Source organism: Neisseria sp. HMSC064D07 (assembly GCF_001837185.1).
GTDB classification, from domain to species: Bacteria; Pseudomonadota; Gammaproteobacteria; order Burkholderiales; family Neisseriaceae; genus Neisseria; species Neisseria flavescens_C.
In genome coordinates this window covers 241,588-262,721 of sequence record NZ_KV831677.1, presented here as the reverse complement: position 1 = coordinate 262,721, position 21,134 = coordinate 241,588, and the positions used below count along the sequence as shown (strand labels likewise).

Here is a 21,134-nt window from a genome sequence, read left to right as displayed (position 1 = left end):
CTGAAAACTAAATGCTTGAATGGTTTGAACAGACAAACTGTACCGATGCCGTGTGAAACAGTTTTCAGACGGCATCAAACTGAAAATATTAAAGGAACTCAAATGAGTATCGTAGAAATCAAAGTCCCTGATATCGGCGGTCATGAAAACGTCGACATCATCGCTGTAGAAGTTAAAGCAGGCGACACCATTGCCGTTGACGACACCCTGATTACTTTAGAAACCGACAAAGCCACTATGGACGTACCTGCCGATGCAGCCGGTGTCGTGAAAGAAGTTAAAGTTAAAGTGGGCGATAAAATCTCTGAAGGCGGCGTTATTCTGACCGTTGAAACCGATGCCGCCGCTGCCGATGCAGCCCCGGCTCCTGCAGCTGAAGCTCCTGCAGCTCCCGCTGCCTCTCCTGCCGCAGCCCCTGCAGGCGGTGCAACTGTAAAAGTCGTTGTACCGGATATTGGCGGTCATACAGATGTAGACGTTATTGCCGTTGAAATTAAAGTTGGCGACACTGTTGCCGTTGATGACACCCTGATTACTTTGGAAACCGACAAAGCCACTATGGACGTACCATGTACCGAAGCCGGTGTGGTTAAAGCCGTATTCCTGAAAGTTGGCGACAAAGTATCCGAAGGCTCCGCCATTATCGAAGTAGAAACTGCCGGCTCTGCCGCAGCAGCCCCTGCTCCTGCCGCTCAAGCTGCCGTTCCGGCTCCTGCTGCACCAGCCGCCGCGCCTGCGCCAGCTGCTCCTGCTGCTGCCAAAATCGACGAAGCTGCATTTGCAAAAGCGCATGCAGGTCCTTCCGCACGTAAACTGGCGCGTGAATTGGGCGTAGATTTGGGTCAAGTCAAAGGTACCGGTCTGAAAGGCCGTATCATGGGCGAAGACGTTAAAGCCTTCGTTAAATCCGTTATGCAAAGCGGTGCAGGCAAACCTGCCGCTGCTTCTTTGGGCGGTGGTCTGGACTTGTTGCCATGGCCTAAAGTTGACTTCTCTAAATTCGGCAGCGTCGAAGTTAAAGAACTGTCTCGCATTAAGAAAATCTCCGGTCAAAACCTGTCTCGCAACTGGGTTGTGATTCCTCACGTTACCGTACACGAGGAAGCAGATATGACCGAATTGGAAGAATTCCGCAAACAACTGAACAAAGAATGGGAACGCGAAGGCGTGAAACTGTCCCCATTGGCCTTCATCATTAAAGCCTCTGTTGCTGCGCTGAAAGCCTTCCCTGAATTCAACGCTTCTCTGGATGGCGACAACCTGGTGCTGAAAAACTACTTCAACATCGGTTTCGCAGCAGACACGCCAAACGGCTTGGTAGTTCCAGTAATCAAAGACGTGGATCAAAAAGGCTTGAAACAAATCAGCCAAGAGCTGACCGAATTGTCTAAAAAAGCCCGCGAAGGCAAGCTCAAACCACAAGAAATGCAAGGTGCATGCTTTACCATTTCCAGCTTGGGCGGTATCGGCGGCACAGGCTTCACGCCGATCGTGAATGCTCCTGAAGTTGCTATCTTGGGCGTGTGCAAATCCCAAATCAAACCGGTTTGGAACGGCAAAGAATTCGCTCCTCGCCTGATGTGCCCATTGAGCCTGTCCTTCGACCACCGCGTCATCGACGGTGCCGCCGGTATGCGCTTCACCGTATTCCTGGCTAACCTGTTGAAAGACTTCCGCCGCATTACTCTGTAATCCGAGCATTTTCAGACGGCCTTTTTACTCAGGCCGTCTGAAAAAAGAAGTCCGAACATCATTCAGAAAGATTAGACATGAGCTTAGTTGAATTGAAAGTGCCCGACATTGGCGGTCACGAAAATGTAGATATTATTGCGGTTGAAGTAAATGTGGGCGATACCATTGCTGTGGACGATACCCTGATTACTTTGGAAACCGATAAAGCCACTATGGACGTACCTGCCGAAGTTGCAGGTGTCGTTAAAGAAGTTAAAGTTAAAGTCGGCGATAAAATCTCCGAAGGCGGCTTGATTGCAGTCGTTGAAGCCGAAGGTGTGGCTGCCGCTCCTAAAGCCGAAGCGCCTGCTGCTCCTGCACAAGAAGCACCTAAAGCAGCCGCTCCTGCCCCTCAAGCTGCTCAATTCGGTGGCTCTGCCGATGCCGAATACGACGTAGTTGTATTGGGTGGTGGCCCTGGCGGTTATTCTGCTGCATTTGCCGCTGCTGACGAAGGCTTGAAAGTTGCCATCGTTGAACGTTACAAAACTTTGGGTGGCGTTTGCTTGAACGTCGGCTGTATCCCTTCAAAAGCTCTGTTGCACAATGCTGCCGTTATCGATGAAGTACGCCACTTGGCTGCCAACGGTATCAAATACCCTGAGCCTGAACTCGATATCGACATGCTACGCGGCTACAAAGACGGCGTGGTTTCCCGCTTGACTACCGGTTTGGCCGGTATGGCGAAAGGCCGCAAAGTAGACATTATCCAAGGTGACGGCCAATTCTTGGATCCACACCACTTGGAAGTTTCGCTGACGACCAGCGACGTGTACGAGCAAGCGACTCCTACTGGCGAGAAAAAAATCGTTGCCTTCAAAAACTGTATCATTGCAGCAGGTAGCCGCGTAACCAAACTGCCTTTCATTCCTGAAGATCCACGCATCATCGATTCCAGCGGCGCTTTGGCTCTGAAAGAAGTACCGGGCAAACTGTTGATCATCGGCGGCGGTATTATCGGTCTCGAAATGGGTACAGTTTACAGCACTCTGGGTTCTCGCCTGGATGTTGTTGAAATGATGGACGGCCTGATGCAAGGCGCAGACCGCGACTTGGTTAAAGTATGGCAAAAACAAAACGAATACCGTTTTGACAACATCATGATCAACACCAAAACTGTTGCTGTCGATCCTAAAGAAGACGGCATTTACGTTACCTTCGAAGGTGCAAATGCGCCTAAAGAACCACAACGTTACGATGCCGTATTGGTTGCCGCCGGTCGTGCGCCTAACGGCAAACTCATCAGCGCTGAGAAAGCCGGTGTTGCTGTGACTGACCGCGGCTTCATCGAAGTCGATAAACAAATGCGTACCAATGTGCCGCACATCTACGCCATCGGCGACATCGTCGGTCAGCCTATGCTGGCGCACAAAGCCGTTCACGAAGGCCACGTTGCCGCTGAAAACTGTGCCGGCCACAAAGCCTACTTCGACGCACGCGTTATTCCGGGCGTTGCTTACACTTCTCCTGAAGTGGCATGGGTTGGCGAAACCGAATTGTCAGCCAAAGCTTCCGGCCGCAAAATCACCAAAGCCAACTTCCCATGGGCTGCTTCCGGCCGTGCGATTGCCAACGGTTGCGACAATGGTTTCACTAAGCTGATTTTTGATGCTGAAACCGGCCGCATCATCGGTGGCGGTATCGTTGGCCCTAACGGCGGCGATATGATTGGCGAAGTCTGCTTGGCGATTGAAATGGGCTGTGATGCAGCCGATATCGGTAAAACCATCCACCCACACCCAACCCTGGGCGAATCCATCGGTATGGCTGCGGAAGTGGCATTGGGCGTATGTACCGACCTGCCTGCTCAGAAAAAGAAATAAGTTCACTCAAATAAAATTTGAACGAACTTGATGGAACAAAGGCCGTCTGAATGTTTCAGACGGCCTTTTCGCAAATAAGGAGATTCAATATGAAAAAAATCGAAGCTATTATCAAACCTTTCAAACTCGACGATGTACGCGAAATCCTGACTGAAATCGGCATTACCGGCATGACTGTCAGCGAAGTCAAAGGTTTCGGCCGCCAAAAAGGCCATACGGAAATTTATCGTGGCGCAGAATACGCAGTTGATTTCCTGCCTAAAGTGAAAATCGAATTGGTATTAGCTGACGATAAAGTCGATCAAGCTGTTGATGCCATCTTGGAAACCGCGCATTCCGGCAAAATCGGTGACGGTAAAATCTTTATTTATCCGGTTGAAGAAGCTATCCGTATCCGTACCGGTGAACGCTCGGAAGCAGCGCTTTAATAGAAATCGCACAACACAGAATACAAATGCCGTCTGAAAAAAGTCATGACTTGTTTTAATCAAGACTTATTTCTCAGACGGCATTATTTTAATAACAACAACCATCCATTTTCTAAAGTCTATCCAAATAAACCGGTTACCGAAAACCTCACGCTATCAAGTATGGAGGAATTCAAGGCAATGCTTCCCTTGGCCTTCATGAATGACTTTACCGTATCAAATAACTCTTTCCAAAAAATAAATTACCCAATCCCATACTTAAAAACCTCAACGCCCTCCTTTTAAAATCAATTCTTCGCATTTTTTCCTATTCTTATTGCCGCATTACTTTTCAGACGACCCCTTTCTTTATCCAAACTCCGTTATAATGACGGCTTTAAAATTAATTTATCCAAAGACAGTCTTATCATGAAACACATCCACATTATCGGTATCGGCGGCACATTTATGGGCGGCGTAGCGGCTATTGCCAAAGAAGCAGGTTTTAAAGTCAGCGGTTGCGACGCAAAGATGTATCCGCCGATGAGCACCCAGCTCGAAGCCTTGGGCATTGACGTACACGAAGGTTTTGATGCTGCTCAATTGGACGAATTTAAAGCTGATATTTACGTTATTGGTAATGTTGCCAAACGCGGCATGGATGTGATTGAAGCCATTTTGAATAAAGGCCTGCCTTATACTTCCGGCCCGCAATGGCTTGCTGAAAACGTATTGCACCAGCACTGGGTACTCGGTGTAGCCGGGACACACGGCAAAACGACCACAGCCTCCATGCTCGCATGGGTCTTGGAATATGCCGGACTCGCGCCGGGCTTCCTCATCGGCGGCGTACCGGAAAACTTCAGCGTTTCCGCCCGTCTGCCGCAAACGCCGCGCCAAGATCCGAACAGCAAATCGCCGTTTTTCGTTATCGAAGCCGATGAATACGATACTGCCTTTTTCGACAAACGCTCCAAATTCGTACACTACCGTCCGCGTACCGCCATTTTGAACAATCTGGAATTCGACCATGCCGACATTTTTGCCGATTTAGGCGCCATTCAAACCCAATTCCATCATTTAGTACGCACCGTGCCGTCTGAAGGCCTCATCGTCTGCAACGGCCAGCAGCAAAGCCTGCAAGATACTTTGGACAAAGGCTGCTGGACGCCAGTAGAAAAATTCGGTACCGAACAAGGCTGGCAGGTTGGTACCGTCCATGCCGACGGCTCGTTTGACGTACGCCATCACGGCGAAACGGTCGGACACGTCGCTTGGGAACTGATGGGCGAACACAACCGCATGAACGCACTCGCCGTTATCTCTGCTGCACGTCATGCCGGAGTCGATATTCAGACGGCCTGCGAAGCTTTGAGTGCATTTAAAAACGTCAAACGCCGTATGGAAATCAAAGGTACAGTAAACGGCATCACTGTTTACGACGACTTTGCCCACCACCCGACCGCCATCGAAACCACTATCGAAGGTCTGCGCCAGCGCGTCGGTAACGCACGCATCCTCGCCGTCCTCGAGCCTCGTTCCAACACCATGAAACTCGGCACCATGAAAGCCGCCCTGCCCGTAAGCCTCAAAGGTGCAGACCAAGTGTTCTGCTACGCCGGCGGCGTGGACTGGAACGTCACCGAAGCCCTCGCGCCTTTAGACAGCAAACTGCACGTCGGCAAAGACTTCGATGCCTTTGTTGTCGAAATCGTGAAAAATGCCGAAGCAGGCGACCATATTTTGGTCATGAGCAACGGTGGTTTCGGTGGAATACACGGGAAGCTGTTAGAAGCCTTGAAATAAGCCTTCTCCAATAACCAAGGCCGTCCGAAAAGTTTTCAGACGGCCTTTTATCATGTGCTAATTAAAATCTATATTTACGAAAAAACGTTTTAATAATACCCAAATAGCACTCATCCATTATTAGCCCATACATACTTGATCAAGACCATTTTTCCATTATGCATTGCCAATCCACCCAAAAATCTGATAATAATGCAAACAACATCTAAGCCGTGCATATATCATGAAACACAAAACTACCTTTAAACTCATAGTTCTCAGTATTGCGCTTTCCATCCTTCTGATTACAACAGCTGTATTTTTTGCCCGTCATCACAACTCTATCTCAAGTATTACTACCGATTTCTTTCAACAAGAGATTACCGAACCCGAAGGACCATCACCGCAAATCGTACAATCTGCGCGCAACCAAATTGGCAAAACCCTTCGTTACGATCCGGCTTACACGAAGCTCACTTATCCGATGGGCGATGTACCGATGGAAAAAGGCGTTTGCACAGACGTGATCATCCGAGCCTTACGTGACCAAAATATAGATTTGCAAGAGCTTGTTCATCAAGACATGAGCCGCAACTTTTCCGTCTATCCGAAACGCTGGAGTTTGAAACAACCTGATACCAATATTGATCACCGCCGCGTCCCTAACCTAATGACTTATTTCACGCGTCAAGGCTGGGCAGTTCAAGATACAAACTATCAAGCTGGCGATATTGTAACTTGGGAACTGAAAGGCAACCGTCCCCATATCGGCATCGTCTCCGATCGAAAAATCGGCGACAGTCCACTGATTATCCATAATATCGGTTCAGGAGCCCGTGAAGACGATATTCTCTACCGCTACACCATCACTGGACATTTCAGGCTTCCCGTTCAATAAATCCTGGTGCTAAGCTCTAAATACCTAGTTTTGCATCTGAAAAGCCATAGAGCAATAAAAAAGGCCGTCTGAAACAGTTCCAGACGGCCTTTTATTACCTAACCCTCTTTATTTAACCGCAACCACCGCATTTGCCGCAGCCGCTGCTGCAGTCGCGTTTTTTCGGTTTGAACACGAATTTTCGCAAGAGGAAGAATATGCAGGCGAGCATAATCAAGCCGACGATAATATATTGAGTCATGACGATAGTATCCTTGAAGAAATTTGGTAAACCACGAATGCGGCAAAATAAGCCATCAGGAACAAATAGCCTGTAATCATAAGCATATTTTTCGTGGATTTGGTTTCGCGTTTAATCACGGCCAAAGTCGCGGCACACATCGGAGCATACACATACCAAGCCAAGAAGGCAAAGGCAGTAGGCAGGCCCCAGTTGTTGTGTATGATAGGAATCAGTGCGTTTTGTACTGCATCTTCAGACGATGCGCTGACGGCGTAAACAGTACCCAAAGCGGCAACGACCACTTCGCGCGCGGCAATACCCGGAATCATGGCGATACACATTTCCCAAGTAAAGCCTAAAGGTGCAAAAAACGGCTGAATAGCATGACCAAGCGTACCTGCCAAGCTGTAATCGATGGCGGCACCGGTTGCGCCTTCAGGCGGTTGCGGCCAGCTTACCAAGCCCCACAGAACCACGGCCAACGCAAAAATGATGGTACCCGCGCGTTTCAGGAAGGCTTTTACCCTATCCCACAAGCTGGTCATGATGTGTTTGAAGTTAGGCGTACGGAAAGTCGGCAATTCCATCAAAAGTGGGAATTGTTGCACATTGCCTTTCATCCGCGCCAAGCGTTTCATGATATACGCTGCCAATGCGGCCGACAGAATGCCTACGATATAAAGAATAAACAATGTCAGGCCTTGCAGGTTGAAAATCCCACCCACTGTACGGTCAGGAATGACGGCGGCGATAATCAGCGCATACACTGGCAAACGTGCGGAACAAGTCAGCAACGGCGCAACCGCGATGGTAACAAGACGTTCGCGCGGGTCATTAATCGTACGCGCCGACATCACGGCGGGAACGGCACAGGCGAAACTCGACAGAAGCGGGATAAACGAGCGTCCTGACAGACCGCTTTTTGCCATGAGGTTGTCCAACAAGAACGCTGCGCGCGGCAGGTAGCCGGAGTCTTCTAAAAGCAGGATGAAGGCGAACAAAATCGTAATCTGAGGCAGGAACACCAACACGCTGCCCAAACCGGCAATGACGCCGTTGACGAGCAAGTCGCTGAGGATGCCCGGCTCCATGTTGGCGCCTATCCATTCGCCCAGCGCGGTAAAGCCGCCTTCGATGGCGTCCATAATCGGCGCCGCCCATGTGTAAACCGCTTGGAACACCATAAACAGGATGACCAGCAGCATAATCATGCCCCAGACGGGGTGCAGCACGATGTCGTCGAGTTTTTTGTGCCATGCGGGCAGCGTCATCTGGGTGCGTACCACTTGTGCCAAAATCGATTCGACTTCTTGATAAAGTTTGTCGCTATCCAGCGCATCGAGCGTGCGTTCGGCAGAGGCGGGGTTTGCGGGGAAAGAGCGTTTGCGCGGCAGCTTCGCCACGGCTTCGCGTACAGCCTGTACGCCCGACGCGCTTACTGCAACTGTTTCCAAAACAGGTGCATCCAACAACTCGCTCAGTTTGGCCGCGTCGATATTCAAGCCCCTTTTGCGGGCCACGTCGCTCAAATTCAGCGACACCACCATAGGCAGCCCCAGCGTTTTCAGTTCCAAAATCATGCGCAGGGTCATACGCAGGTTGGTCGCGTCGGCAACGGCAATAATGGCATCGGGCGGAATGCCCATCTTGCCTACCATTACATCTTTCGCCACCGCTTCGTCGGGGCTGGTCGTGCGTAGGCTGTATGTGCCCGGCAGGTCGATAATGCGGACGGCCTCGTCGTCGAGGAAGGCGCCCTCGCGCTTATCGACAGTTACGCCCGGATAATTGGCAACCTTGGCATGTGAGCCGGTCAAACCGTTGAACAAAACGGTTTTGCCGCAGTTTGGCGCGCCAATCAAGGCAAAATAGCTTAGTTCCATCATTTTTCCTTATTCTTTCAGACGGCCTTAAACGGCCTCAACGATACGACACATAATCTTCCCGGCCTCTTCCAAACGTAGGGAAAATTGAGATTGGTTACCCAAACGTACCGCAAACGGGCCTCTCCCAAAACCACCCACTGCAATCACTTGCAACGGCATTCCGCTGGAAAAACCCAAATCTGCAAGGCGACGGGTTACCAAGGTATCCAAATCACCAAAAACAGGATTGGAAACGATGGAATCAATATGTACGACTGCGCCTTTTTTCAGGCGCGACAAAGGAATGGTAGACATAAGCCTCTCTTTTCATTTGTTTTAAAAAATCAGATTATTAGAAATGTGAGAAGTATGACGAATGTGTGCACATTTGAAAGGTTGGTTATGAGTGGCTATTCGCTACTTCTTTCAATAAGTGCGGTTTGTTTTAAGTATTGTTATTTTCTTTGCTAATGATATATCTTATTAATGTAAAAATCAAATGTAACAAGATAAACTAAAAAGGCTGAAATCCTTTTATCATTAGGATTTCAGCCTTTTTATACACTCAATAAACTAAAGGCCGTCTGAAAACTTTCAGACGGCCTTCAAAATAAAAAACCGAATCAAATCGGTTTTTTATTCCCATTCAGGGAAAGACTCTAAATTACAGAGCGTCTTTCAATGCTTTACCGGCACGGAATTTAGGAGTTTTAGCGGCAGCAATAGTCAAAGGCTCGCCAGTTTTAGGGTTGCGGCCTTGACGTTCGGCGCGTTCGCCGACGTAGAAAGTACCGAAACCGACCAGAGTAACAGTGTCGCCGTTTTTCAACGCGTTGGTTACGGCATTAGTAGTAGCATCCAAAGCTTTTTGCGCAGCAGATTTGGAAATGCCGGCTTCTTGAGCAATTGCTTCGATCAATTCAGACTTGTTCACAATTAGTCCCTTCCTATCGTAAAAAATGATGAAATGCCCGAATACTCGGGGCTTAAGCACTTTTAAAGCACATACGCACTTTATAGCAATTCTGAAATTATCATGTCAAGTAAAAGATGTGGAATTGCCCTATTTTTGTGGCATTCAGGGCAAAACCACATTTTTTGCAACATCAGACGGCCTACTTAATGCTTGGTTGCTTTTGTTCTTGACTTCGCCTTAGAAGTTTGCGGGGTCTCGGCAACCGCCAATTCAGCCGCCCATTGCTCAGGCTGAGTTTCCAAGCCCAAAGCCAACACTTCATCAATCCATTTGACCGGATGAATGGTCAGACCGGTTTTGACATTTTCAGGGATTTCTTCCAAATCTTTGACGTTGTCTTTTGGAATCAATACATGCTTGATCCCGCCGCGCAAAGCAGCCAGTAGTTTTTCCTTCAAACCGCCGATAGGCAAAACTTCACCACGCAAAGTGATTTCGCCGGTCATCGCCACGTCTGCACGCACCGGAATTTTGGTGAAGGCAGAAACCATCGCCAAAGTCATGGCGATACCTGCGCTCGGACCGTCTTTTGGCGTCGCACCTTCAGGCACATGGATGTGAATGTCTTTCTTCTCGTAAAAATCAGGAGCCAGACCCACTGCTTCAGCACGGGAGCGGACAACCGACCATGCGGCAGATACCGATTCTTTCATCACATCGCCCAGTTGGCCGGTGCATTGAATCGTACCTTTGCCCGGCAAGGCAACCGCCTCAACAGTCAACAACTCGCCACCGACTTCCGTCCAAGCCAGACCGGTTACCTGACCGATGCGGTTTTCGCTTTCTGCCACACCATAGTCGAAACGGCGTACGCCCAGATAGTCATGCAGATTTTTCTCAGTAACTTTAATCGCTTTAGGCTTAGCCTTGCTTACTGTTTTGGATTTGGACGCTTTTTTCTTGTCCTCATTCAAGGTAACCTGCATCACTACTTTGCGGCAGATTTTGGCAATTTCACGATCCAACGAGCGGACACCGGCCTCGCGGGTGTAGTAACGGATAATATCGCGCACCGCACTTTCATCAACCACCAATTCACCCTCTTTTACACCATTGCGCTTCATTTGTTTCGGCACAAGGTATTGCATGGCGATATTGATTTTTTCATCTTCCGTATAACCGGACAGACGGATGATTTCCATACGGTCAAGCAGCGGAGTCGGGATATTCAAGCTGTTTGAAGTGGCAATAAACATCACATCGCTCAAATCATAATCGACTTCGGCATAGTGGTCGGCAAACTTGTTGTTTTGCTCAGGATCCAGCACCTCAAGCAAAGCACTGGCCGGATCGCCACGGAAATCGCTGCCCATCTTGTCGATTTCATCAAGAAGGAACAATGGATTTTTCACACCCGCTTTCGCCATGTTTTGCAGGATTTTGCCCGGCATAGAGCCGATATAGGTACGGCGGTGGCCGCGGATTTCGCTTTCGTCACGCACGCCGCCCAAGGCCATACGCACATACTGGCGGCCTGTCGCTTTGGCAATCGACTCACCCAAGGAAGTTTTACCCACCCCCGGAGGACCAACCAGACACAAAATCGGGCCTTTGAGCTTGTCCATACGTTTTTGAACGGCCAAATATTCCAAAATGCGCTCTTTGACTTTTTCCAAACCATAATGGTCGGCATTCAAAATCAAATCAGCCTTGGCAATATCTTTGCTGACACGGGATTTTTTCTTCCACGGCAGCTCAAGCAAAGTATCGATATAGTTGCGCACGACGGTAGATTCCGCAGACATCGGTGGCATCATTTTCAGTTTTTTCAATTCAGACAGACATTTTTCTTCAGCCTCTTTGCTCATGCCTGCTTCTTTGATTTTGTTTTCCAGCGCATCCAGCTCGCCGCGCTCGTCTTCTTCGCCCAACTCTTTCTGAATCGCTTTGACTTGCTCATTCAAGTAATACTCGCGTTGGGATTTTTCCATTTGACGTTTTACACGGCCACGAATACGCTTCTCAACCTGCATGATGTCGAGTTCGGCTTCCAACTGCGCCAGCAGAAATTCCAAACGCTCAACAATGCCGGCGGTCTCCAGCACATATTGACGCTGCTCCAATTTCAGCTGCAAATGCGCGGCAATCGTATCGGCAAGACGGCTGTTGTCATCGATACTGCTGATGGTACTGATGACTTCGGCAGGGATTTTTTTGTTCAATTTCGCATATTGCTCGAATTGAGTCAGCAAGGTACGGCGCAAGGCTTCAATTTCGGGATTGTCCTTGTCGCTGTTTTCATCAATCGCCTCAACATGGGACAAAAATAATCCGCCTGTTTCGTCAACCGTCAACGCGCGCGCACGACGGATACCTTCTACCAATACTTTAACGGTACCGTCAGGCAGCTTCAAAACCTGCAAAACTTGGGCAACCGTACCGGTCTGGTGCAAGTCTTCAGCTTTAGGGTCTTCTGTATTAGGGTCAAGCTGGGCCAACAGGAAAACCGGATCATCATTGGCCATTGCCGCCTCAAGGGCCGCAATCGATTTAGGACGACCGACGAACAGCGGCAATACCATATGCGGATACACCACGACATCGCGTAAAGGCAAAGTAGCCAGCGCACTGTATTCCTCGAAATATTTGTCTTTTGTCGGCATAGTTAATAATCTCAATCATTGTTAAATCAGAATGTAGCTCAAAATTGGGCTGAAGCGCTCCATTTCAAGACTTGAAAACAGCTTATCCGCACCTATTTTCGAAAACATCATTTTTAATAGCCCGATATGGACGTTTACGATAAAATATATCGGATTTCGGGCCGTCTGAAAACTTTTCAGACGGCCCTGGCTAACCAAACAAGGTAGTAAACCATGACAGACTCAACTGAAAAAAAATCATTAATTGAATTCCCTTGCACCTTTCCTGTAAAAGTCATGGGCGCGGTTCATCCGGAATTTGAATCCGCCATCTTGGAAACCGTGCGTAAACACGCTCCCGATACCGAGCCGCACCACATTACTACGCGCCCAAGCAGCAAAGGCAACTACACCAGCGCAACTGTCAAAGTAAATGTCGACAACCAAGAGCAGCTCGACAATATCTACCGCGACCTGACTTCACACGAATTGGTAAAAGTGGTGCTGTAATGAAAATCGTGCACAAAGGCTTGGTCGATTACCTGCCGACTTTCGAAGCCATGAAGGCATTCAATGCCTCGCGTGACGAAAACACCGAAGACGAATTATGGGTGGTCGAACATCCGCCCGTATTTACCCAGGGCTTGGCCGGAAAACCTGAACACCTCCTCATCCGCGACGATATTCCCGTTGTCCAAATTGACAGAGGCGGTCAAATTACTTATCACGGCCCAGGTCAATTGGTCGTCTATACGATGATCAATTTCAAACGCCGTAAAACCAGCGTCCGCCATATCGTTACCGCACTTGAAAACAGCATTATCGCCACCCTGGCAGAATACGGCATCGAAGCAGCCGCCGACCCCAAACGCCCCGGCGTTTATGTCGGCGAGCGTAAAATCGCTTCCCTTGGCCTGCGTATTAAAGACGGCTCCGTTTACCACGGTTTGGCGCTTAACGTGAACATGGATTTAAGTCCGTTTACCCATATCAACCCCTGCGGTTATGCCGGTATGGAAATGACCCAAATTGCCGACTATGTCTCTCCGGTACCCAGTTTGGCAGAAGTTTCAGACAAACTGACCAAGCATTTACAAAAAGAGCTGGCATAAGGCCGTCTGAAAATATTCAACCCCAACGCCATCTTTTAACTGCCCCTCTGAACCCACAAGCCCTTAGGTCATAAAGACTACGATAAGCTTTTCAGACGGCCTTCATAACGACAGAAAGAACACATCACCATGAGTGAAGAAGTAAAAAACGACCCTAAACGCGGCATCAAACTGAAAGGCGCAGAAAAAACTGCACGTATTCCGATTAAAGTTGTTCCATTGGAACAAAAATTGAAAAAGCCCGAATGGATCCGCGCTAAATTACCGGGCAAAAAATTCTTTGAAATCAAAAACATTCTTCGCGAACAAAAAATGCATACCGTGTGCGAAGAAGCATCTTGTCCAAATATCAGCGAATGCTTTACCAAGGGTACAGCCACATTCATGATTATGGGCGATATTTGTACCCGCCGCTGCCCGTTCTGCGACGTTGGCCATGGCCGCCCCAATATGCTGGATCCCGATGAGCCTAAACACTTGGCCGAATCCGTCAAGTCCATGAACCTGCGCTATGTCGTGATTACTTCCGTCGACCGTGACGACCTGCGTGATGGCGGCGCCCAACACTTCGCCGACTGCATCAAAGCCATCCGCGAAACCAGCCCGAATACCAAAATCGAAATCCTCGTTCCCGATTTCCGCGGCCGTCTGGACATCGCATTGGAAATCTTGGCAGAAACGCCGCCCGACGTGATGAATCATAACTTGGAAACCCATCCAAGCCTGTATAAAAAAGCCCGTCCGGGTGCCAACTACCAACACTCCCTCGAGCTTCTGCGCCGCTACAAAGAAATGATGCCACATATCCCGACCAAGTCCGGCATCATGGTCGGCTTGGGCGAAACAGACGAGGACGTGCGCGAAATCATGCGCGATATGCGTGCCAACAATATCGAGATGATTACCATCGGCCAATATCTGCAACCTTCAGACGGCCACTTGCCCGTCCTACGCTATGTAACGCCTGACCAATTTAAAGTTTTTGAAAAAGAAGCATACGAATTGGGCTTTACTAATGCCGCCATCGGTGCAATGGTCCGCTCCAGCTACCATGCAGACGAACAAGCAGCCGAAGCATTACGTGAAACCCACGGCGGGTGTAGCCACCACTAAGGTTTAAATCATATAAGGCCGTCTGAAAAATCAGGTAACTGTTTTTCAGACGGCCTTTATTTATGCAAAACTCTTTAGATTTTCAAAAAATAAACCTTAGTCGGGCCCTATTGAGCCAATCTTAAGTAATACAAAAAAGCGGCTAAACAAGATAAATACTGTTTGCCGCTTTTTGATTTATTTCTTTATTTTACTTCTTCAACAATTTTGCCGCTTCAATCGCATAGTAAGTCAAAATACCATCGGCACCGGCGCGTTTGAATGCCAATAAGCTTTCCAAAATGGTTTTTTCGCCATCCAGCCAACCGTTTTGAATGGCTGCCTGAAGCATGGCATATTCGCCGGAAACTTGGTAAGCATAAGTCGGTACACCGAACTCATCTTTAACTCGGCGGACGACATCCAGATACGGCAGACCTGGTTTTACCATTACCATGTCTGCGCCCTCTTGAATATCCAATGCTACTTCGTGCAAGGCTTCGTTAGTGTTTGCAGGATCCATTTGGTAGGTTTTCTTGTCTGCCTTACCCAAATTGCCGGAGCTGCCGACGGCATCGCGGAACGGGCCATAGAACGCTGAAGCATATTTTGCCGAATACGCCATAATGCGCGTATGGATATGTCCGGCATCTTCTAAGGCTTCGCGGATGGCAAGAATACGTCCGTCCATCATGTCTGATGGGGCAATGACTTGTGCGCCCGCATCGGCATGACACAAAGCCTGTTTTACCAAAACTTCAATAGTTTCATCGTTCAGGACATAGCCATTTTCATCGGTTAAACCGTCTTGGCCGTGAATGGTGTAGGGATCCAAGGCAACGTCGGTCATGATACCCAACTCTGGGAATTTCTCGCGCAGGGTTCGCACTACTGTCGGTACCAAGCCTTCCGGGTTATAAGCCTCCTCCGCAAACTCGGTTTTGTTTTGCGTTACCACGGGAAACAAAGCCAGCATAGGAATACCGAGATTCAGCGCCTCTTCAGCGGTAAACAACAATTTGTCCAAACTTTGGCGTTTGACGCCAGGCATAGACGGCACTGCCTCTTCCTGATTCTGACCTTCCAATACAAAAACCGGATAGATTAAATCATCTGCCGTCAAAGTATGCTCGCGCATCAGACGACGTGAAAAATCGTCTTTACGCATACGGCGCATACGGGTGTTTGAGACATAACGCGGAGGGAAATTCATAACAATTGCCTTTCAATAATGAAGTCTTAAAATCAGTCTTCGACTTGACGTATGGCTTTAACCGAACGTTTGATTTCGCTAAGCGTACCGGTTTTATAACTATTACGTTCCTGTTCGGTCATACCGTTTTGATCCAATTTGGCGATATTTTTCAATGCCTCGGCATACTGGCCGTCTGAAAGTTTTTCCTGTTTGATGCGCCAACGGTTGTTCACTTCGGAAGCCGTCCATAAGCCTACTTTGTTGTAGTAGAACAAAATGCTTGCCGCCAGCGTCTTCATATCGCTATCGGGTTTGGCACTGCCGATACTGCGGCCGATACGGTTGTTGCGCTGATCGACCGCTTGGTCGGCAAGGTAGCGGCTGAAGTAGTCATCTTTACCTTCACGCAATTCCATATCCGTCAGACGCGCATTACCTGCTTTTTCGGCAATAATGCTGTCGAATTTAGAAGCAATCGCCGCCTGCCATAATGCTTGGCGTACGGCATTGACCTGTGTTCCCCTGCTGTCGCCGTTTGCTTTGTCATCCAAACCTGTACGCTCGGCAAAACGTGTGGCATTACTGGTCATATTGATTAAGCCTTCGTCTTCCATCCCGATAACTTGGGCGGCCACGGGATGGTTAAGCGCAAATTGTGCCATTTTACTGCGGCGGCTTTGATCTTCCTGATACGATTGACAGCCGGACAATACCAGCATGCCGAGAACGGCGCATTGAATGTGTTTTTTAATATGTTTCATGATGTAACTATCGATATTATTGTGTGAGTTCAACTTATTGTTTAACATAGAAACGCCCGTAAGCGCAAAATAATTCCCATACGGACAAATCGGCGCATGAATGGCTATTTTATAATAAAAATAAGGCCGTCTGAAAACTTTCAGACGGCATAAGTATTTTTAACCTACCAAGCTGTGAATCTGCGGCCAGTAAAACAGGCAGGCTATCGAGCAAATAGCAATACTGATACCGGCTGCATTAATGCTGCTGATTTTTTCTTTAAACATTGCCGCACCAATCAGCGTACCCAATACAATCACGCCAATATTCATACCGGCAAATACCAATGTCGGATTATCCTTCATGATTTGGTGTGCAGAAATGTAGGTAACAATATTCAAAAAGTTCAGACAGCCCAAAATCATACCGCCCACTATGCCCTCTTTGGTCCATTTGCTTCCTTTGGCAAACAGGTAGCCAAACATCAAGATGCCGGCCAAACAAAACGCCACCAGCAAATTACCGGCAAACGCGGTACCGCTTTTCGCCACTTGTTTGAACAAAATATCAATGACGCCGTAGCCGCACCAAACGCCCAAAAGCAGCATTACTTGCGTGCTGAAGCCGCCGGATTTCTTGCCGCCATCGCTTTTCCAAAGCAAGAAAAACAGTGCCGTAAATGCCAATACCAAACCAATCAGACGGTCTTCGGTCAACTGCTCATGGAAAAGCGTGAATGAAGCGACAATCGGCAGAAACAGCGATAAGCGTTGTGCCGCGTCCGATTTGACGATACCTGCCGCATCTACGGATTTGCCCATAATGACAAACACGCTTGGCAGCAATATGCCCAAGGCCGCAAAAAGCCACCACGTCGGTAAAAATACCTGCGGATTGCTCAAATCGGGTTTTAACACCAGCATGGTCAAAGTGACGGCAACGATATAATTCACCGCCACCGCCTGCTCGATATTGATTTTTTGCTTGCGCGCCACTTTCAGCAAGACAGACACCAACACGCTGCAAACGATACTTGCCAATAAATATGCCATGCTTTAAAACCATCCTTGATTGGAAACAGGCTTATCTTCATTCAGTTTAATCAGTCCGACGACTACACGGTAAATAAACCAAATGGCAGTTACCAATAAAATCAGCCAACCAATTAAGATCAGTGTAGTAAAAGTTCCCAAAACCGTACCCACTAAAGACACCCAAAATGTCTTAATCAAATAATCGATATGACTGGCGTAAATACTGCCTTGAGCCTCATCGCGTTTAACATACGCCATAATCACACCGACAACGGGGGTAAACAAAATCAATAAGCCCACAGCATATGTAACATAAGCAATAAAAACATAGTTTTTTACGTCAGAGCTGGGCGTGTTGACCACATTTGTCGCCGTATTATTGAAGCTGTTGTCTTTGGCTTCCTGACGCTCGTACTGCATAGCCGCATCATAAGCCAAACGTTTTTCCGGATGAGACAATACTTCAAACGCCTGTCCGATGGCTTTGAAACGCTCCGCATCTTTCTGAATATCCGGATTGGCCACCAATTTGCCGTAAGCTTCGCGGATAACGTTGATATCCGCATCCTGAGATACACCCAAGATTTCGTATAAATTCACTTGTTCCATCTGTATTCCCCTCCTTTACGCGTCCACTGCAACATGAACATCTTGCGGATTAAGCGTCCGCAGGTTTTCAGGCTTCATGCCTACGATAAACCCACGTTTGCCGCCATTGATAAAAATCTCGTCCAAAGCCCAAATACTTTCTTCCACATAAACCGGCAACGCGGTTTTCATACCGAACGGCGACGTCCCGCCGACCAAATATCCTGTCCATTTCGCCGCCTGATCTGCCGTTGCCGGTTCGATGTGTTTCAAACCCAGTTCGCGCGCCAGATTGCGGGTGGAAATATGTTTGTCACCGTGCATTAAAACAACCAAACCTTTTTTATGCTCATCCTGCAAAACAATCGTTTTGATGACCTGATGCTCGGGCTTGCCCGTACATTCGGCAAAACGCGCCGTACCACCATGTTCTTCATATGCGTAAACATAAGGGACAAAATCGATTTTCTTACTGCGTAAAAAGCGTACTGCCTGCGTAACCGGATATTCTGCTTTACTCATGGGTTGTTTTCCGCCATCCTTTTCAGACAGCCCCTCTTAAATGTGGAACGTAAACAGTCGCAATGTTACCATACCTTCTTTTTGAAATCAGGAGACAACATGGACATCCGCTATCTTGGCACAAGCAAACGCTATTCGGAAGCCGTCGTGGCCAACGGCTTGGTTTTCCTCTCCGGCATGGTTCCCGAAAATCCTGAAGCCGATGCCAAAGCGCAAACTGAAAATGTTTTGGCGCAAATCGATTCATGGCTCACCCAATGCCAATCCAACAAAGCCCACATTTTAGAAGCCACCATCTATCTGCCCGATATGAACGACTACGCCGCTATGAATGAAGCCTGGGACGCATGGACAGCGCCCGAACGCGCTCCGGCCCGCGCCTGCGTGGAGGCGAAACTGGCTTCGCCCGACTGGAAGGTTGAAATCAAAATCACCGCCCTTCAAATCAAATAAAGCACAAATATCAGGCCGTCTGAAAACGCCGCTTCAACCAAGCAGGCGCAGTTTTTCAGACGACCTTTATTCTTTTGCGGTACAATACCGCCCTTAAATTTTTCTATTATTTCAAAGCACAAACAGCCATGTCCAAAAAAACCAAGCAAGAATTAGAAAACAACAAACTCAGCAAACGCCTGCGCCACGCTGTCGGCGATGCGATTAACGATTTCAACATGATCGAACCGGGCGACAAAATCATGGTCTGCCTCTCAGGCGGCAAAGACAGCTACGCCCTTTTAGACATTCTGCGCCAGCTTCAAGCCAGCGCGCCGATTGATTTCGAACTGGTCGCCGTCAATCTCGACCAAAAGCAGCCGGGCTTCCCCGAAGAAGTATTGCCAACCTATCTCGAAAGCATCGGCGTTCCCTATAAAATCGTTGAAGAAGACACTTATTCCACCGTCAAACGCGTGTTGGACGAAGGCAAAACGACTTGTTCGCTGTGCAGCCGCCTGCGCCGCGGCATCCTCTACCGCACCGCAAAAGAATTGGGCTGCACCAAAATTGCCTTAGGACACCACCGCGACGACATTCTTGCCACTATGTTCCTGAATATGTTCTACGGCGGCAAACTCAAAGCCATGCCTCCCAAACTAGTCAGCGACAACGGCGAACACATTGTCATCCGTCCTCTGGCGTATGTCAAAGAGAAGGACTTGATCAAATACGCCGAGCTGAAGCAATTCCCAATTATTCCATGCAACCTCTGCGGCTCTCAGCCCAACCTGCAACGCCAAGTCATCGGTGACATGCTGCGCGATTGGGACAAACGTTTCCCCGGCCGTATTGAGTCTATGTTCTCCGCGCTACAAAACGTCGTTCCATCACATTTGGCCGATACCGAACTTTTCGACTTTGTCGGCTTGGAACGCGGTCAAAGCCTGAAACACGGCGGCGACTTGGCATTTGACAGCGAAAAAATGCCGGAACGTTTCTCCGACGGCAGCGAAGAAGACGAAAGCGAAATCAAAATCGAGCCGCAAAAAGCTGAACGTAAAGTCATCAATATTTTGGCAAACAAACCCAAAACCTGCGGTTTATAATTCCATTTAATTTTCAGACGGCCTTTTGGTAGCTATTTACCGAAAGGCCGTCTGAATATTCATATTTGAAATTTTTTCTATTCTTTTTTATCTATTCTTTCCCTGACAAACCGTGCAGCAGCAACCCCAATATATCCTGCGGCAGCTTTTGTGGTGCAGCGGTATAAAGTGCAGTCAGTTGCGGATGGTGCATCAATATATCTGCCTGACGGATGAACAGGTCAATGAGCTCCACCGGCAAATCGGGCTGAATCAGGCGGCGTTGTTGTAGAGTATGGAAGAAGCCGCGCATAAAAGCGTATTTTTCTTCGTTCAATTCGTGGAAAAATCGCTCCAGCTCCAAATCGGTGTTCTCTTCAATGTCGCGCAGGAAAGCGGCGGAATAAAGTTCTTCAAACGATTGTTTTTGCAAGACAAACACAGCCTCGGCGGCTTCGCGCAGGCTGCATTGCCGTTCAAGCAGATTTTCAAATTCGGCACGGACGCGGTTTTTCTGCTCGGTAACAATTTCCTGCAAGAGTGCGTTTTTACCGCTGTAATATTTGTAAAAAGTGACGCGGCTGACGCTGGCCTCGGCGCAGATACTGCCTACGAATACGGCGGAAAAGCCATGTTCGCGGAATAGGCGGCGGGCGGTGTCGGCGATGGTTTGTTGTTTGCTGGCAGTCATGACGGTAAGAAGATTTTGATTTTGTTCATAAAGGTTTTTCATTAAAGTTATCCGCAAGTCGGATACTCATCATATTTCCCCACAGCGGCAATGGCAATATAACGGCTTTCAGACGGCCTCTTTCCTTATCCTTCCGCTCCGCCCTACGAATGAGGACTATCGGATGCTTGGCAGGCCAAATTCATGAAGATTACAGAATCTGCCTCCTCCAACCTTCTCCCAAAAATAGGAGAGGGATTTTTTTGGATGATTCACAAGATAAGAGGGAAGTAAAGTGAATGATAAACACTTGCATTCCTGTTTCTTATTTCTTATACTTTACATTAATAGTTTGTTTTATGTAAATGTG

General features: G+C 48.3%; 21 protein-coding genes. 10 read left to right on the top strand and 11 right to left on the bottom strand.

Going from position 1 to position 21,134, the window contains the following annotated elements:
• Nucleotides 1-102 precede the first annotated feature (102 nt).
• The 5 genes from aceF (at nucleotide 103) to HMPREF2608_RS05435 (ending at nucleotide 6,644) form a co-directional block, all read left to right on the top strand.
• The gene (aceF, locus tag HMPREF2608_RS05455) at nucleotides 103-1,692 is read left to right on the top strand and encodes a dihydrolipoyllysine-residue acetyltransferase (protein WP_070826242.1); all 1,590 of its coding nucleotides are present in this window, start codon (nucleotides 103-105) and stop codon (nucleotides 1,690-1,692) included.
• A 77-nt stretch (nucleotides 1,693-1,769) separates the two neighbouring features.
• Nucleotides 1,770-3,554 (top strand): dihydrolipoyl dehydrogenase, encoded by a 1,785-nt coding sequence (gene lpdA / locus HMPREF2608_RS05450; protein ID WP_070826241.1) that lies wholly within the window; start codon nucleotides 1,770-1,772, stop codon nucleotides 3,552-3,554.
• An 89-nt stretch (nucleotides 3,555-3,643) separates the two neighbouring features.
• Nucleotides 3,644-3,982 (top strand): P-II family nitrogen regulator, encoded by a 339-nt coding sequence (locus tag HMPREF2608_RS05445; RefSeq protein ID WP_003683576.1) that lies wholly within the window; start codon nucleotides 3,644-3,646, stop codon nucleotides 3,980-3,982.
• 408 nt (nucleotides 3,983-4,390) lie between these two features.
• Nucleotides 4,391-5,767 (top strand): UDP-N-acetylmuramate:L-alanyl-gamma-D-glutamyl-meso-diaminopimelate ligase, encoded by a 1,377-nt coding sequence (mpl, locus tag HMPREF2608_RS05440; RefSeq protein ID WP_070826240.1) that lies wholly within the window; start codon nucleotides 4,391-4,393, stop codon nucleotides 5,765-5,767.
• Between the two features lie 223 nt (nucleotides 5,768-5,990).
• Nucleotides 5,991-6,644 (top strand): DUF1287 domain-containing protein, encoded by a 654-nt coding sequence (locus HMPREF2608_RS05435; protein ID WP_070826239.1) that lies wholly within the window; start codon nucleotides 5,991-5,993, stop codon nucleotides 6,642-6,644.
• A 112-nt stretch (nucleotides 6,645-6,756) separates the two neighbouring features.
• Here HMPREF2608_RS05435 and HMPREF2608_RS11060 read toward each other — a convergent pair whose 3' ends face one another.
• The 5 genes from HMPREF2608_RS11060 to lon form a co-directional block, all read right to left on the bottom strand.
• Nucleotides 6,757-6,885 carry a FeoB-associated Cys-rich membrane protein gene (locus tag HMPREF2608_RS11060; protein ID WP_084824579.1) on the bottom strand — a complete coding sequence of 43 codons (129 nt, stop codon included), beginning with the start codon at nucleotides 6,883-6,885 and terminating at the stop codon, nucleotides 6,757-6,759.
• A complete protein-coding gene (locus HMPREF2608_RS05430) occupies nucleotides 6,882-8,750 on the bottom strand; it encodes a ferrous iron transporter B (RefSeq protein WP_070826238.1) in 1,869 nt (622 codons plus the stop codon). Before HMPREF2608_RS05430 ends, HMPREF2608_RS11060 begins: the two co-directional genes overlap by 4 nt.
• Before the next feature lie 27 nt (nucleotides 8,751-8,777).
• Nucleotides 8,778-9,047: a FeoA family protein gene (locus HMPREF2608_RS05425; RefSeq protein ID WP_049344802.1), complete on the bottom strand. Its 270-nt coding sequence runs from the start codon at nucleotides 9,045-9,047 to the stop codon at nucleotides 8,778-8,780.
• Between the two features lie 349 nt (nucleotides 9,048-9,396).
• Complete coding sequence (locus tag HMPREF2608_RS05420; protein ID WP_003683413.1) at nucleotides 9,397-9,666, bottom strand: HU family DNA-binding protein; 270 nt, start codon at nucleotides 9,664-9,666, stop codon at nucleotides 9,397-9,399.
• Nucleotides 9,667-9,851: 185 nt separating this feature from the next.
• Complete coding sequence (lon, locus tag HMPREF2608_RS05415) at nucleotides 9,852-12,311, bottom strand: endopeptidase La (protein WP_070826237.1); 2,460 nt, start codon at nucleotides 12,309-12,311, stop codon at nucleotides 9,852-9,854.
• 213 nt (nucleotides 12,312-12,524) lie between these two features.
• On the opposite strand from lon, the gene HMPREF2608_RS05410 reads away from it, so the two are divergent.
• The 3 genes from HMPREF2608_RS05410 to lipA all read left to right on the top strand — a co-directional run bounded on the left by HMPREF2608_RS05410 (nucleotide 12,525) and on the right by lipA (nucleotide 14,515).
• Nucleotides 12,525-12,800, top strand: a complete 276-nt coding sequence (locus HMPREF2608_RS05410) for an HP0495 family protein (RefSeq protein WP_049328369.1) — start codon at nucleotides 12,525-12,527, stop codon at nucleotides 12,798-12,800.
• Nucleotides 12,800-13,402 carry a lipoyl(octanoyl) transferase LipB gene (lipB, locus tag HMPREF2608_RS05405; RefSeq protein ID WP_070826236.1) on the top strand — a complete coding sequence of 201 codons (603 nt, stop codon included), beginning with the start codon at nucleotides 12,800-12,802 and terminating at the stop codon, nucleotides 13,400-13,402. Before HMPREF2608_RS05410 ends, lipB begins: the two co-directional genes overlap by 1 nt.
• Before the next feature lie 129 nt (nucleotides 13,403-13,531).
• Complete coding sequence (gene lipA / locus HMPREF2608_RS05400; RefSeq protein ID WP_070826235.1) at nucleotides 13,532-14,515, top strand: lipoyl synthase; 984 nt, start codon at nucleotides 13,532-13,534, stop codon at nucleotides 14,513-14,515.
• A gap of 190 nt (nucleotides 14,516-14,705) precedes the next feature.
• Here the strand turns inward: lipA and hemB are convergent, their stop codons facing one another.
• The 5 genes from hemB to ybaK all read right to left on the bottom strand — a co-directional run bounded on the left by hemB (nucleotide 14,706) and on the right by ybaK (nucleotide 18,574).
• On the bottom strand, nucleotides 14,706-15,707 hold the full coding sequence (hemB, locus tag HMPREF2608_RS05395) for a porphobilinogen synthase (protein ID WP_039863499.1): 1,002 nt from the start codon (nucleotides 15,705-15,707) through the stop codon (nucleotides 14,706-14,708).
• 32 nt (nucleotides 15,708-15,739) lie between these two features.
• Nucleotides 15,740-16,450, bottom strand: coding sequence for a DUF6973 domain-containing protein (locus HMPREF2608_RS05390; RefSeq protein ID WP_070608363.1), 711 nt, complete (start codon nucleotides 16,448-16,450; stop codon nucleotides 15,740-15,742).
• Nucleotides 16,451-16,609: 159 nt separating this feature from the next.
• The gene (locus HMPREF2608_RS05385; protein WP_070826234.1) at nucleotides 16,610-17,482 is read right to left on the bottom strand and encodes a hypothetical protein; all 873 of its coding nucleotides are present in this window, start codon (nucleotides 17,480-17,482) and stop codon (nucleotides 16,610-16,612) included.
• Nucleotides 17,483-17,485: 3 nt separating this feature from the next.
• The gene (locus HMPREF2608_RS05380) at nucleotides 17,486-18,073 is read right to left on the bottom strand and encodes a DnaJ domain-containing protein (RefSeq protein WP_004519715.1); all 588 of its coding nucleotides are present in this window, start codon (nucleotides 18,071-18,073) and stop codon (nucleotides 17,486-17,488) included.
• Between the two features lie 15 nt (nucleotides 18,074-18,088).
• A complete protein-coding gene (gene ybaK / locus HMPREF2608_RS05375) occupies nucleotides 18,089-18,574 on the bottom strand; it encodes a Cys-tRNA(Pro) deacylase (RefSeq protein WP_004519716.1) in 486 nt (161 codons plus the stop codon).
• Nucleotides 18,575-18,673: 99 nt separating this feature from the next.
• Here ybaK and HMPREF2608_RS05370 point away from each other — a divergent pair, with 99 nt between their 5' ends.
• Both HMPREF2608_RS05370 and ttcA read left to right on the top strand, forming a co-directional pair.
• Nucleotides 18,674-19,027, top strand: a complete 354-nt coding sequence (locus HMPREF2608_RS05370; RefSeq protein WP_004519717.1) for a RidA family protein — start codon at nucleotides 18,674-18,676, stop codon at nucleotides 19,025-19,027.
• Nucleotides 19,028-19,155: 128 nt separating this feature from the next.
• Nucleotides 19,156-20,115: a tRNA 2-thiocytidine(32) synthetase TtcA gene (gene ttcA / locus HMPREF2608_RS05365; RefSeq protein ID WP_004519719.1), complete on the top strand. Its 960-nt coding sequence runs from the start codon at nucleotides 19,156-19,158 to the stop codon at nucleotides 20,113-20,115.
• A gap of 91 nt (nucleotides 20,116-20,206) precedes the next feature.
• Here the strand turns inward: ttcA and HMPREF2608_RS05360 are convergent, their stop codons facing one another.
• Nucleotides 20,207-20,827: a TetR/AcrR family transcriptional regulator gene (locus HMPREF2608_RS05360; protein ID WP_004519720.1), complete on the bottom strand. Its 621-nt coding sequence runs from the start codon at nucleotides 20,825-20,827 to the stop codon at nucleotides 20,207-20,209.
• Nucleotides 20,828-21,134 lie beyond the last annotated feature (307 nt).